Genomic DNA, 14,503 nt, shown 5'->3' with positions numbered 1-14,503 from the left:
GAGGCAAATGTATGTGTGGAGTTTTAGGGATTTACTCTAATAAAGATGTAACTAAAGAACTATATTATTCTTTATATTCTATGCAACACAGAGGGCAGGAAAGCTGTGGTTTAGCTCTTTTAGATGATGGAGAAATTAAGTACAAAAAAGATATGGGATTAGTTGGAGATGTTTTTAAGGAAAGTGAATTATCTAAGTTAAAAGGAAATATAGGTATTGGACATGTTAGATATTCAACAGCTGGAGGAAGTCATGTTTCTAACTGTCAGCCTTTAGTTGGAAGTTGCAGAAAAAGACAATTAGCTATAGCTCATAATGGAAATCTAGTAAATGCAAATTATTTAAAAGATATGCTAGAAGAAGATGGATATATGTTCCAAACTAATTCAGATACAGAAGTAATTTTATATATACTTGCAAGATATTACAAAGGTGATATAGTAGAAAGTTTAAAAGTAACAATGGACTATATCAAAGGTGCATATGCCCTTGTAATAATGAGTCAAGATGAATTGGTTGCAGTTAGAGATCCACATGGATTCAGACCTCTTGTACTTGGTAAAAAGGGTGATGAATATATATTTGCATCAGAAAATTGTGCAATAGACATACTTGGCGGAGAAGTTATAAGAGATGTAGAGCCAGGAGAAATAATAGTAGTTAAAGATGGTGAATTAAAATCATATTTTTATTCAGAAAATTATAAACCAGTTAAGAAAAGTTGCATATTTGAACACATATACTTTGCAAGAAATGATGCAACTATAGATAATGTAAATGCATATGAGTTCAGAATTAAATGTGGGGAAAGATTAGCTCAAGATGAAAATGTAAAAGCAGATGTAGTAGTTCCAGTTCCTGATTCAGGTTGGCCAGGAGCTATTGGTTATGCAAATGCTAGTGGATTAAAAATAAGTGAAGGTCTAGTTAAAAATAGATATGTAGGAAGAACATTTATAAAACCTACACAAGAGGAAAGAGAAATAGCTGTAAAAATAAAATTAAATCCTCTTTCAACAGTAATAAAAGGAAAATCTATAATTTTAGTAGATGATTCAATAGTAAGAGGAACTACATCTAAACAGTTAGTAAAATCTTTAAGAGAAGCAGGAGCAAAAGAAATTCATCTTAGAATAACATCTCCTCCAGTAGCTTACTCTTGTTATTATGGAATAGATACTCCAAATCGCTCTAAGTTAATTGCATCAAGTAACAACGTAGAAGAAATGAGAGAATATATTGGATGTGATAGTTTAAAATTCCTAGATATAGAAGGAATGTTAGATGCAGCAGAACATAAGTCTACTTTCTGTAAAGCTTGTTTTGATGGAGAATACCCAGTTAAAAAAATTGATAAGGAGGAACTACTTTCATGTTAACATATAAAGAATCAGGTGTAGATATAGATGAAGGAAATAGAGCAGTAGACCTTATAAAAGGTAAAATTAAAGGAACTTATGATGGAAATGTAGTTGGAGATTTAGGAAACTTTAGTGGATTATACAGTTTAAAAGATTTTGTAGGAATGAAAGAACCAGTTTTGCTTGCATCTACAGATGGTGTTGGGACTAAGTTAAAAATAGCTCAAATGATGGACAAGCATGATACTGTTGGAATAGATTTAGTTGCAATGTGTGTAAATGATTTAATATGTCAAGGTGCTAAGCCATTATTCTTCCTTGATTATATAGCTCTTGGAAAATTAGTTCCTGAGCATATAGAAAAAGTAGTTGGTGGAATAGCAGATGGCTGTAAGATGTCTGGTTGTGCACTAATTGGTGGAGAAACTGCTGAAATGCCTGGAATGTATGGAGATGATGATTATGATTTAGCAGGATTCTCTGTAGGTATAGCTGACAAAGAAAAGATTGTTTCTGGAAATGATGTTAAATCAGGAGATGTATTAGTTGGTATATCTTCAAGTGGAGTACACAGTAATGGATTTTCTTTTATAAGAAAGATATTCTTAGAAACTTATGATTATAAGATGGAACAATATGTAGAAGAACTAGGAATGACAGTTGGGGAAGCACTTTTAACACCAACTAAAATATATGTTAAGTTAGCTTTAGATGTATTAGCTAAACATGATATAAAAGCTATAGCTCACATAACTGGTGGAGGGCTTATAGAAAATATAACAAGAGTTATACCTAAAGGATTAGGATTAGATATCAATAAGAAATCTTGGGAGAAACCTCCTATATTCAAAATGATAGAAGGTTTTAATGCTGTAGATGAGAGAGAACTTCATAAGAGTTTTAATATGGGTATTGGACTAGTTTTAATAGTAGATAAAGAAAATGCCAACGATGTTGTAAACTTTATAAATAATAGAGAAAATGACAATGCTGCTTATGTAGATAAAAAGTATAGTGAATTATTAGAAGATAAAGCATATATAATTGGTGAAGTAGTAGATAGTCATGAAGGTGTAGAATTATGCTAAATATAGGAGTTTTGATATCTGGTGGAGGAACAAATTTACAAGCAGTTATAGATGGTACTGAGTCTGGAAAAATAAAAGGTCAGGTTAAAGTAGTTATCTCAAGTAAGCAAGATGCTTATGGTTTAGAGAGAGCTAAAAATCATAACATAAAGGCAATTTGTGAAACTAATGAAGACAAGATAATAGAAATTCTTAAAGAAAATAAAATAGATTTAGTAGTTTTGGCTGGTTATTTAAAAATAATCAGCCCAAAGCTGGTTAATGAGTTTAGAAACAAAATGATAAACATACATCCATCATTAATTCCTTCATTTTGTGGGGCTGGATTCTATGGAGAAAGAGTCCATCAGGGAGTAATAGATTATGGGGCTAAAGTAACTGGTGCTACAGTTCATTTTGTGGATGAAGGTGCTGATACTGGACCAATAATAATGCAAGATGTAGTTAAGGTAAATCAAGATGATGATGCAAAAACACTTGCAAAAAGAGTGTTAGAAGTTGAACATAGGATTTTGGAAGAGAGTTTAAGTCTTTTTTGTGAAAATAAATTAAAACTTCAAGGTAGGAGAGTGTTTATAAATGAGTAAGAGAGCTTTAATAAGTGTAACTGACAAAACAGGTGTAGTTGAATTTGCTAAAGAATTAAATAAGTTAGACTATGAAATTATATCTACAGGAAATACTTTTAAGACATTAAAAGAAAATGGAGTTAATGTAATGCAAGTTGAAGATGTTACAAACTTCCCAGAAATATTGGATGGAAGAGTAAAAACATTAAATCCATATATACATGGTGGAATACTTTATAAAAGAGACAAAGAATCTCATGTAGAAACTGTGAATGAACATAAAATACATTCAATAGATTTAGTAGCTGTAAATCTATACGATTTTGAAGGAACTTTAAAAGCTGGAAAAAGCCACGATGAAATGATAGAAAATATAGATATCGGTGGACCATCTATGATACGTTCTGCTGCTAAAAACTATAAAGATGTAATAGTAGTAGTAGATATAAAAGATTATGATTCTATAATAGAAAAATTAAAAACAGACACAATGACATTAGAAGATAGAAAAAAATTATCATATAAAGCTTTCTCAACTACAGGAAGATATGATGCTTTAATATCTAGCTATTTTGCTGGAGAAGTAGGAGATACATATCCTGACATATTAAATTTAACTTTCCAAAAAGAACAAACTTTAAGATATGGAGAAAATCCACATCAAAATGGTTTCTTATATTCACAATCAAATGCAAAAAATCCAATCTTAAATTATGAACAACTAGGTGGTAAAGAACTTTCTTTCAACAACTTAAATGATTTACATGGTTGCTTAGAAGTTATGAGAGAATTTAAAGACAGTGAAGAAGTAGTTTCAGTAGCTATAAAACATGCTAATTCATGTGGTGTAGGATTAGGAAAAGATGCTTTTGAAGCATATACAAAATGTTATGAAGCAGATAAAGTATCAATCTTTGGTGGAATAGTAGGAATAACTTCTACTATAGACAAAGCTACAGCAGAGAAATTAAATGAAATATTCTTAGAAATAGTAGTAGCATACGATTTTGAACCAGAAGCATTAGAGATACTTAAACAAAAGAAAAATCTAAGAATCTTAAAATTAGCTAAGATAGAAAATAGTTTACAACCATATGAAATGAAATACTTAGATGGAAAATTATTGATACAAGATAGAAACAATACATTAGCAGAAAAAAGTGAAAATGTAACAAAAGCAAAACCAACAGATGAGCAACTTAAAGACATGGAATTTGGTATGAGAGTGGTAAAAAATATGAAGTCAAATGCAATTGCAATAGTAAAAAATGGTCAAACTCTAGCTCTAGGTTGTGGACAAACATCAAGAATTTGGGCATTAAAAAATGCTCTTGAAAATAATAAAGATAAAGATTTTACAGGAGCTGTTTTAGCATCAGATGCATTTTTCCCATTTGATGATTGTGTAACATTAGCTCATGAATATGGAATATCAGCAGTAGTTCAGCCAGGTGGTTCTATAAAAGATAAAGATTCAATAGAAGCTTGTGATAAGTATGATATGGTTATGGTATTTACAGGAATAAGACACTTCAAACACTAAGGAGGATATTATGAAGATATTGGTTGTAGGCGGTGGCGGAAGAGAACATGCTATATGCTGGAAATTAAGCAATGAAAAAAATGTAGAAAAAGTTTATTGTGCGCCAGGTAATGCAGGAATCGCAAATGTAGCAGAATGTGTAAATATAGGTGATACTGATGTAGAAGGGCTTTTAAAATTTGCCAAGGATAACAAAATAGGTCTAACAATAGTAGGTCCAGAAGTACCACTAGTTATGGGAATAGTAGATGAATTTGAAAAAGAAGGTTTAAGAGTATTTGGACCTAATAAAAAATGTGCTCAACTTGAAGGAAGTAAAGCTTTTTCAAAAGATTTTATGATAAAGCATAACATACCTACTGCAAAATATAAAGAATATACAAACTTAGAAGAAGCTATATCAGAAATAGATAGCTTTGGGTATCCAGTAGTAATAAAAGCGGACGGATTAGCTGCTGGAAAAGGTGTTGTAATACCTGAAAATAGAGAAGATGCTATAGCAACTTTAAAAGAAATGATGTCAGATAAGAAATTTGGAACTGCTGGAGATAAAATAGTAATTGAAGAATTTTTAAAAGGTATAGAAACTTCTATCTTGGCATTTGTAGACAATAATACAATAGTTCCTATGGCAAGTGCAAAAGACCATAAAAAGGTAAACAATTATGAACAAGGACCGAATACAGGTGGAATGGGAACTTTTTCACCTAGTGAAATCTATACAGAAGAATTAGCAAATAAAGTAAAAGAAACAGTACTAGAAAAAACATTAGAAGGATTCAAAAAAGATGGACTTAACTTTAAAGGTATTTTATTTGTTGGTCTTATGATAACTGATGATGGAGAGAAAGTACTTGAATATAATGTAAGATTTGGAGACCCTGAAACACAATCTGTTTTATTTAGATTAGAAACAGATTTACATGAAATAATGGAAGCTATACTTGATAATAAGTTAAAAGACATAGAAATAAATTATAGTGATGATGAAGCTGTATGTGTTATGCTTACATCAGGTGGGTATCCAGACAGTTATGAAAAAGGAAAAGTTATAACTGGTCTTGAAAATTTAGATGATGATATAGTAGTATTCCACAGTGGTACTAAGATGCTTGACGGCAATTTAGTTACTAATGGGGGAAGAGTAATTGGTATAACTACAAAATCAGCTACAGTTAAAGATGCAGCAGAAAAAGTTTATGAAAATATAAAAAAAATAAACTTTGAAGGAATGCACTATAGAACAGACATAGGTAGATAATTTTTCTAAAATGGAGGATAAGGTATGTTGAATACTGGAAATAAAGACTCAATGGTTAGAAGAGTACTAGTTGAAAAAAGAGAAGGTTTTGACCTTGAGGCTAAAGCTTTAAAAAAGGATTTAGTGGAAAGCTTGCACATAAGTAGTATAGAAGATTTAAGAATATTAAATAGATATGATGTAGAAGGAATATCAGAAGATGTTTATGAAAATGCAGCAAAGACAATCTTTTCTGAGCCAAATCTAGATGTAGTATACTATGAGGAAATACCAGAATTAAATGGAGAAAGAGTATTTGCAATAGAGTTCCTACCTGGTCAATATGACCAAAGGGGTGACTGGGCAGCTCAATGTGTCCAAATAGTAAATCAAGGTATAAGACCTGCTATTAATACAGCAAAGGTTTATATATTATCAGGTAAAATAACTGATGAAGAATTTAGCAAAATAAAGGATTACTGCATAAATCCAGTGGATAGTAGAGAAGCATCTTTAGAAAAACCAGAAACATTAAAAATGGAAACTGAGATACCAACAGCAGTTGAAATATTAGATGAATTTATAGATTTAAATGAAGACGGATTAAAATCATTTGTAAGTGACAAAGGATTAGCAATGACTTTAGGAGACTTACAACATGTTCAAAAATATTTCAAAGATACAGAAAAGAGAAACCCAACTATAACAGAAATAAAAGTTCTAGATACTTATTGGTCTGATCATTGTAGACACACTACTTTTATGACTGAAATAGAAAATGTGAAAATAGAAGATGGTAAATTTAATGATATAGTAAAAGAAGCGTATCAAATGTATCTTAACTCAAGAGACAATGTATATGTTAATAGACATAAAGATATATGCTTAATGGATATAGCTACAGTTGCAGTAAAAGAATTAAAGAAAAATGGTAAGTTAAATGACCTAGATGAAAGTGAAGAAATAAATGCATGTAGTATAAATGTGGATGTTGAAGTTGATGGAAAGATGGAAAAATATTTAGTAATGTTTAAAAATGAAACTCATAACCATCCAACTGAAATAGAGCCGTTTGGTGGAGCAGCTACTTGTTTAGGTGGAGCTATAAGAGACCCATTATCAGGAAGAAGTTATGTTTATCAAGCAATGCGTGTTACAGGAAGTGCTGACCCAAGAACAACTTTAGAGGACACTTTACCTGGAAAGCTTATGCAAAGAAAAATAACTACAGAAGCAGCTCATGGATATAGTTCATATGGGAACCAAATAGGTCTTACAACTGGACAAGTTGCAGAAGTATATGACGAAAACTTTGTTGCAAAAAGAATGGAAATAGGTGCAGTTATAGCAGCAGCACCAAAAGAAAATGTAGTAAGAGAAAGACCAGAAGCAGGAGATGTAATAGTTCTTCTTGGAGGAAAAACAGGAAGAGATGGTTGTGGAGGAGCAACTGGTTCATCTAAAGAGCATAGTGAAGAATCAATATTGACTTGTAGTGCAGAAGTTCAAAAAGGAGATGCTCCTAATGAAAGAAAAATACAAAGATTCTTTAGAAATAAAGAAGTTGCTCAAATGATAAAAAGATGTAATGACTTTGGAGCAGGTGGGGTTTGTGTTGCTATAGGTGAGATTGCTGATAGTTTGGACATAAACTTAGATTTAGTGCCTAAAAAATACGATGGGCTTGATGGAACTGAACTTTCAATTTCAGAATCACAAGAGCGTATGGCAGTAGCTATAAAAAAAGAAAATAAAGATAAATTTATACAATTAGCAGTAGAAGAAAACTTAGAAGCTACACATGTAGCTACAGTAACTGATACAGGATATTTAAGAATGTTCTGGAATGGAAAAGCAATTGTAGATATAAATAGAGAGTTTTTAGATACAAATGGAGTGAAACAAACTACTGATGTCCATGTTACTAAAGTAGATGAAGAAAATACATTCTTTAGCTCTAATGAAATAGTAAAAGATGTTAAGTGTGCAAGTATGAAAGATAAATTTACAAAAGTATTATCTGACCTTAATGTTTGTTCTCAAAAAGGATTAGTAGAGATGTTTGATAATACAATTGGTGGTAATACAGTACTTATGCCATTTGGTGGAAAGTATCAAGCCACTCCAACTCAAGGTATGGTTGCTAAGATACCAGTTCTTGGTGGAGAAACTAATACTTCTACAATAATGACTTATGGATATAATCCAAAAGTAGGGAAATGGAGTCCATTCCATGGAGCTTTATATGCAGTAGTAGAATCTGTATGTAAATTAGTTGCTATTGGAGGAAATTACAGTACAACAAGACTTACATTCCAAGAGTACTTTGAAAAACTTGGTAACAATCCAGAAAAATGGGGTAAACCATTCTCAGCACTTTTAGGAGCATTTTATGCACAAAGTAAGTTTGAAATACCTGCTATAGGTGGAAAAGACAGTATGTCTGGTACATTTAAAGATATTGAAGTTCCACCAACATTAGTTTCATTTGCTGTTGATACAGTAGATGCTAGAAAAGTAGTATCTCCAGAATTTAAAAAAGCAGATTCAAAAGTAGTAATGTTATGTGTAAATAAAGCAGAAAATAATGTTATAGACTTTGAAGAACTAAAGAAAAACTTAGATAAAGTAAGAGAACTTATACATGAAAATAAAGTTTTATCAACATATGCATTGGGATTTGCAGGTGTAGGTGAAGCAATAAGTAAAATGGCTTTTGGTAACAAAATAGGATTTAAGTTTAATGAAGAAGCTGAAAAAGTATATACAGATGATAAATTATTTGAAGCTAGTTATGGAAATATAGTACTTGAATTAGCAAATGATGATTTAAGCATGTTAGATGGATATAATTACATAGTGCTTGGAAGTACAGTTAAAGATGCTAGTATATTCATTAAAGGTGAAGAACTTTCATTAGATGAATTATATAAAGCGCATTGTAGTACTTTAGAGCCTATATTCCCAACTAAAACAGAAGAAGTAAAATCAAAAATAGAGACTATAAGCTATATATCACAAGGAGAGGCTAAAAAATCATCATTAAGTATAGCTACTCCAAGAGTATTTATACCAGCATTCCCTGGAACAAACTGTGAATATGACTCTGCAAGAGCATTTGAAAGAGCAGGGGCTAATGCAAATATAAGAGTATTTAAGAATTTAACTTATAAAGACATAGAAGATTCTATAGATACAATAGTGAATGAAATAAAATCTTCTCAAATAATAATGTTACCAGGAGGATTTAGTGCTGGTGATGAGCCAGATGGTTCTGGTAAATTTATAGCTACTGTATTTAGAAACCCTAGAGTTCAAGAAGCTATAAATGAGTTTTTAACTCAAAAAGATGGTTTGATGTTAGGTATCTGTAATGGATTCCAAGTATTAATTAAGTTAGGTTTAGTTCCATATGGAGAAATAAGAGTTCCAAGTGAAAGTGCACCAACACTTACTTACAATAATATTGGACGTCATCAAGCTAAGATTGCTAGAACTAGAATTTCATCTAATAAATCTCCTTGGTTAGCTCAAACTAATATTGGAGATATTCACAATATAGCTATTTCTCATGGAGAAGGTAAATTTGTTGCTAGTGAAGATGTTATGAGAGAATTAATTGCTAATGGACAAGTAGCAACTCAATATGTTGATTTTAATAATGAAGCTACTTATGATATTGAATTTAATCCAAATGGTTCATTCTATGCTGTTGAAGGTATAACTAGTGCTGATGGTAGAGTGTTTGGTAAAATGGGACATTCTGAGAGAATTGGTGAGGAAGTATTTAAGAATATCATAGGTGAAAAAGACCAAAAGATATTTGAATCTGGAGTTAAGTATTTTAGATAGGATTCTGGTAATTAATTGGTAATTAAAACATATGTTTTAAATATTTAGATTTAGAGAGATGTAATAATGTGATGATAATCATTTAATGTTACATCTCTTTTTCTATTTATATAAAAATAATATATATTCTACCTAAGTCAAAATATAAGCTATGTTATAATTAAGTATTAGGTAGATTTGAATATTTATTGAGGGGGTAAAAACAGTCAATGAAAATATTAATAACAGGGTCTAATGGTCAATTAGGGAGAGAATTGGTCAATCAATTAGAATCAATTAATCAAAGTATAAAACAAGTAAAATATGATATATTACCTACAACAAGAGATGATTTAGATATATCTAATCAAACTAATGTAGATAGTTTTATAACATATAATAAACCTGATGTAATTATAAACTGTGCAGCATATACAAAGGTCGATGCATGTGAAGACAATATAGAAACTTCATATAAAATAAATTCTTTAGGAGCTAGGAATTTAGCAATAGCATCAAAAAAAGTGAATGCTAAACTTGTCCACATATCAACTGATTATGTATTTAATGGTATTTCTAAATATCCATATAAAGAAGATAATAAAACTGAACCTAATTCTGTTTATGGAAAAAGTAAACTTATGGGAGAAAAATTTGTGGAACAATTCTCACATAAGTACTTTATACTGAGAACAGCATGGCTATATGGTGATGGAAATAATTTTGTAAAGACTATGATAAAATTTTCTAAAGAAAATAAAGAAGTTAATGTCGTTGATGACCAGTTTGGGAGTCCAACAAGTACAGTAGACTTAGCAAAGGTTATAATAAATATTATGGAAACAGAGAATTATGGAGTTTATCATGCCACATGTGAAGGTGAGTGTAGTTGGTATGATTTTGCTAAAAAGATATTTGAGTTAAAAAATATAGATATAAAAGTAAATCCAATTAAAAGTAAAGATTTTAAGAGTAAAACTCAAAGACCACAATATTCTGTACTTGATAATTTTATGCTGAAATTAATTGGATTAAATTCATTTAGAAAATGGGAAGAGTCTATAGAAGAGTATTTAAAAGAATATGATATCATTAGAAGGTAAATATTCTATTTATAAAAAATAAAATAAGATATTACGTAAAATATAAATATTTCTTTTATTTATCCGATAATCATTATATGACAAAGTAAATTTAAGGATGGAATAAATATGAAAGGAATTATTTTAGCAGGAGGGTCTGGAACAAGACTATATCCTATAACAAAATGTATATCAAAACAAACACTTCCAATATATGATAAGCCAATGATATATTATCCAATGTCAGTTCTTATGTTGGCAGGGATACAAGAAATACTTATAATATCTACACCAAGAGATATAATAGCTTTTGAGGAACTATTTGGAGATGGAAGTTCATTGGGACTTAAAATAGCATATGCAATTCAGGAAAAACCAAATGGGATTGCAGAAGCATTTATAATAGGAGAAGAATTTATAGGAAGTGATAGTGTTTCTCTTGTATTAGGTGATAACATATTTTATGGGTATGGATTTAGCGAAAGATTAGAGAATGCAGTTAAAAGAACTGGAGCAACCATATTCGGATATCATGTTAGTAATCCAAATGCTTTTGGTGTTGTGGAATTTGATGAAGAGTTTAATGTTTTATCAATAGAAGAAAAACCTAAAATACCTAAATCTAATTATGCTATACCAGGGTTATACTTTTATGACAATGATGTTGTAGAAATAGCAAAGATTGTTGAACCATCAGATAGAGGGGAACTAGAAATAACTTCAATAAATAATGAATATCTAAAACGAGGAAAACTAAAAGTAGAACTTTTAGGAAGAGGTATGGCTTGGTTGGATACTGGTACACATAAGGGGCTATTAGATGCTTCTAATTATGTTGAAGTAGTTCAGACAAGACAGGGATTGTATATAGCATGTTTAGAAGAGATTGCATATACAAAGGGATATATAAGTAGAGAGAAGTTAATTGAACTAGCTAGACCACTGATAAAAACTGAGTATGGCCAGTATCTATTAAAACTAGCCAATGAAGATATGTAATATGAAATAAAATTTATCATAAATTTTATTTCAATAAAGGAGTTTATTGTAATGGTAAAATTCAATTTTATAAAGACAAAAATAGAAGGGCTATATATAGTCGAACCAAATGTGTTTTATGATAATAGAGGATATTTTTTTGAGAGTTATAATAAAAAAGATTTTATGGAGTTTGGACTTGATATGTGTTTTGTTCAAGATAATGAATCTAGCTCAAGGAAAGGCGTATTAAGGGGAATGCATTTTCAAAATAGATATCCTCAAGGAAAATTAGTTAGAGTTACAGAGGGAGAAGTTTTCGATGTTGCAGTTGACTTAAGGAAAGATTCACAAACATTTGGAGAGTGGGAAGGAGTAATACTGTCTGATAAAAATAAAAAGCAATTTTATATTCCAGAAGGATTTGCACATGGATTTTTAGTTTTATCAGAAAAAGCTGTATTTAGTTATAAGTGTACAAATTATTATTATCCAGAATTTGAGAGTGGTTTTATGTGGAATGATAAGCAAGTATCGATTGATTGGCCTTTAGAAGGAATTGAAGAAATATTCTTATCAGTAAAGGACAAAAAACAAAAAAGTTTTAAAGATATCTGTATAGAACGTTAATAAAATTTATTAGAATTAATATTTAGGAGAAAAATATGAAAAAAATACTGATAACTGGAGGAGCAGGATTTATTGGAAGTAATTTTGTACATTATATGCTTAATAAGTATCTAAATTATTCTATTGTTAATCTAGATTTATTGACTTATGCTGGTAATTTGGAAACATTAAAAGAAGTACAAGATAAGCCCAATTATAAATTTGTTAGAGGAGATATTTCAGATAGAGAGCATGTCTATAAATTATTTGAAGAGGAAAAGTTTGATATAGTTGTTAACTTTGCGGCAGAATCTCATGTAGATAGGTCAGTTGAAAATCCACAATTATTTATACAAACAAATATTATAGGAACACAAGTACTTTTAGATGCATGTAGAAAATATGGGATAAAAAGATATCATCAGGTTTCTACAGATGAAGTCTATGGTGATTTACCAATTGATAGAAGGGATTTATTCTTTACAGAGAAATCAGCTATTAATCCAAGTTCCCCTTATTCAGCGTCTAAAACAGCAGCAGATTTATTGGTTAACTCTTACTATAGGACATATGGACTTCCAACAACTATATCTAGATGTTCAAATAATTATGGGCCATATCATTTTCCTGAAAAATTGATACCGCTTATGATTTTAAATGCTTTTGAAGACAAACAATTGCCAGTGTATGGAAATGGAGAAAATATAAGAGACTGGTTACATGTATACGACCATTGTACTGCTGTAGATTTAATAATACATAAAGGAAAAATTGGTGAGGTTTATAATATAGGTGGTCATAATGAAAGAAGTAATATAGAAGTAGTAAAAACTATATTAAATATTTTAGGTAAATCTGAGGATTTAATATCCTATGTAAATGATAGACCTGGTCATGACTTAAGATATGCTATCGACCCATCTAAAATAGAGAATGAGTTAGGTTGGAAGGCAAAATATGATTTTGATTCAGGTATAAAAGAAACAGTTAAATGGTATATAGAGCATGAATATTGGTGGAAATCTGTTCTATCAGTTTAATTTTGAAGTTTATAAAATTTAGAAAGGGGAGTTTTATATTGAATGAGATAAGTTCATTAATTAATATATTGGCATTAACTCAATTATCTGGTAGCAACACTACAAATCAGTGTAACTGTACATATAATAATTCATCTGGATTTGACATGGTTATGATGACATTGTTAAAAGCATTGTCACAAAATAATCAACAGACTTCTAATGGATATAATTTATTGTCTAATTCTGAAAATTTATTTAACGAGCTTGATAATGCAGTAAATAATACATCTAGTAGGTTTATAGATGTTGATACAAAAGATAAAAATTTAAAGTCAAGAATTGAAAGTGCTGTAGAGCAAGCATCAAAAAAATATAATGTGGATGCGAACCTTATAAAAGCAATAATTAAAGTTGAATCAGATTTTAATCCAAATACTGTATCTTCTGCTGGTGCGAAGGGTCTTATGCAACTTATGCCGGAAAATTGCAAAGATTTGGGTGTTACAGACCCTTTTAATATAGAACAGAATATAGATGCTGGAACTAGACACATTAAGGAATACATTGATATGTTTGGAGGGAGCATAGAAATGGGATTGATGGCATATAATGGTGGTCCTGGAAGGATGAAAAGCAGAGGGGTAGAATCAATTTCTGACCTGTATAAAATGCCAAAAGAAACACAAAATTATATTCCTAAGGTTATGAAATATTATAGAGGGTAGGCTTTATTATGGGTATAAATATAGATAAGCTAAACATAAGTCCAAGTAGAAATATAGAGGTTAAAAAACTAAAAGAGAATAATAAATTTTCTGATAACTTAAACTCTGTAAAACAATCTTCTTCAATGGAAGATATAAAACGAAATCTGGAAAGTGTAAAAAAAGCGGGGGAAAGGCTTGTACTTACTCAAAACTATGGTGATATTAGTATATATAAAAATGCAGTAAAAGAATACCTAAAATCTGTTGTAGATAATATGTATTCACTTGATAAAAATAGCAGTTTTTGGGAGCATCAATACTATAAGAATGTAAAGATTGTTGATGATAAACTTGAGGATATGACTAGTAAATTACTTAGTGAAGAAAAAGAAAACATAGATATTGTTTCTACTGTTGATATGATACAAGGCTTGTTGATAGATATGTATAGATAAGGTTATACAAGGAGAAAA

Annotated in this window: 12 protein-coding genes; all 12 read left to right on the top strand. The window is 30.3% G+C overall.

Translation table 11 applies throughout. The features are described from left to right. The first annotated feature begins 11 nt into the window (after positions 1 to 11). The 12 genes from purF to IC218_RS15570 all read left to right on the top strand — a co-directional run bounded on the left by purF (position 12) and on the right by IC218_RS15570 (position 14,485). Positions 12 to 1,379, top strand: coding sequence for an amidophosphoribosyltransferase (gene purF, locus IC218_RS15625; RefSeq protein ID WP_227434634.1), 1,368 nt, complete (start codon positions 12 to 14; stop codon positions 1,377 to 1,379). Continuing rightward, the gene (gene purM / locus IC218_RS15620) at positions 1,373 to 2,449 is read left to right on the top strand and encodes a phosphoribosylformylglycinamidine cyclo-ligase (protein ID WP_227434635.1); all 1,077 of its coding nucleotides are present in this window, start codon (positions 1,373 to 1,375) and stop codon (positions 2,447 to 2,449) included. The genes purF and purM overlap by 7 nt, the downstream gene beginning before the upstream one ends. Beyond that, on the top strand, positions 2,443 to 3,036 hold the full coding sequence (purN, locus tag IC218_RS15615; RefSeq protein WP_227434636.1) for a phosphoribosylglycinamide formyltransferase: 594 nt from the start codon (positions 2,443 to 2,445) through the stop codon (positions 3,034 to 3,036). The genes purM and purN overlap by 7 nt, the downstream gene beginning before the upstream one ends. Further along, positions 3,029 to 4,561 carry a bifunctional phosphoribosylaminoimidazolecarboxamide formyltransferase/IMP cyclohydrolase gene (purH, locus tag IC218_RS15610; protein ID WP_227824847.1) on the top strand — a complete coding sequence of 511 codons (1,533 nt, stop codon included), beginning with the start codon at positions 3,029 to 3,031 and terminating at the stop codon, positions 4,559 to 4,561. The genes purN and purH overlap by 8 nt, the downstream gene beginning before the upstream one ends. A gap of 10 nt (positions 4,562 to 4,571) precedes the next feature. Continuing rightward, the gene (gene purD, locus IC218_RS15605; protein WP_227483464.1) at positions 4,572 to 5,822 is read left to right on the top strand and encodes a phosphoribosylamine--glycine ligase; all 1,251 of its coding nucleotides are present in this window, start codon (positions 4,572 to 4,574) and stop codon (positions 5,820 to 5,822) included. A gap of 24 nt (positions 5,823 to 5,846) precedes the next feature. Beyond that, the gene (locus IC218_RS15600) at positions 5,847 to 9,653 is read left to right on the top strand and encodes a phosphoribosylformylglycinamidine synthase (protein WP_227824846.1); all 3,807 of its coding nucleotides are present in this window, start codon (positions 5,847 to 5,849) and stop codon (positions 9,651 to 9,653) included. Positions 9,654 to 9,862: 209 nt separating this feature from the next. Next, positions 9,863 to 10,735 (top strand): dTDP-4-dehydrorhamnose reductase, encoded by an 873-nt coding sequence (gene rfbD, locus IC218_RS15595; protein ID WP_227483462.1) that lies wholly within the window; start codon positions 9,863 to 9,865, stop codon positions 10,733 to 10,735. A 108-nt stretch (positions 10,736 to 10,843) separates the two neighbouring features. Beyond that, complete coding sequence (rfbA, locus tag IC218_RS15590; protein WP_227434641.1) at positions 10,844 to 11,713, top strand: glucose-1-phosphate thymidylyltransferase RfbA; 870 nt, start codon at positions 10,844 to 10,846, stop codon at positions 11,711 to 11,713. Between the two features lie 51 nt (positions 11,714 to 11,764). Then, on the top strand, positions 11,765 to 12,322 hold the full coding sequence (gene rfbC / locus IC218_RS15585; protein WP_227434642.1) for a dTDP-4-dehydrorhamnose 3,5-epimerase: 558 nt from the start codon (positions 11,765 to 11,767) through the stop codon (positions 12,320 to 12,322). Between the two features lie 35 nt (positions 12,323 to 12,357). Continuing rightward, the gene (gene rfbB / locus IC218_RS15580) at positions 12,358 to 13,341 is read left to right on the top strand and encodes a dTDP-glucose 4,6-dehydratase (RefSeq protein ID WP_227824845.1); all 984 of its coding nucleotides are present in this window, start codon (positions 12,358 to 12,360) and stop codon (positions 13,339 to 13,341) included. Between the two features lie 38 nt (positions 13,342 to 13,379). After that, complete coding sequence (locus IC218_RS15575; RefSeq protein ID WP_227434644.1) at positions 13,380 to 14,048, top strand: lytic transglycosylase domain-containing protein; 669 nt, start codon at positions 13,380 to 13,382, stop codon at positions 14,046 to 14,048. Positions 14,049 to 14,056: 8 nt separating this feature from the next. Continuing rightward, positions 14,057 to 14,485 (top strand): YaaR family protein, encoded by a 429-nt coding sequence (locus IC218_RS15570; RefSeq protein ID WP_227434645.1) that lies wholly within the window; start codon positions 14,057 to 14,059, stop codon positions 14,483 to 14,485. Positions 14,486 to 14,503 lie beyond the last annotated feature (18 nt).

This window comes from Clostridioides sp. ES-S-0005-03 (genome assembly GCF_020658455.1).
Classification (GTDB): Bacteria; Bacillota; Clostridia; order Peptostreptococcales; family Peptostreptococcaceae; genus Clostridioides.
Note: the sequence above shows the minus strand (reverse complement) of the source record. Positions and strands in the feature narration are given on the sequence as shown.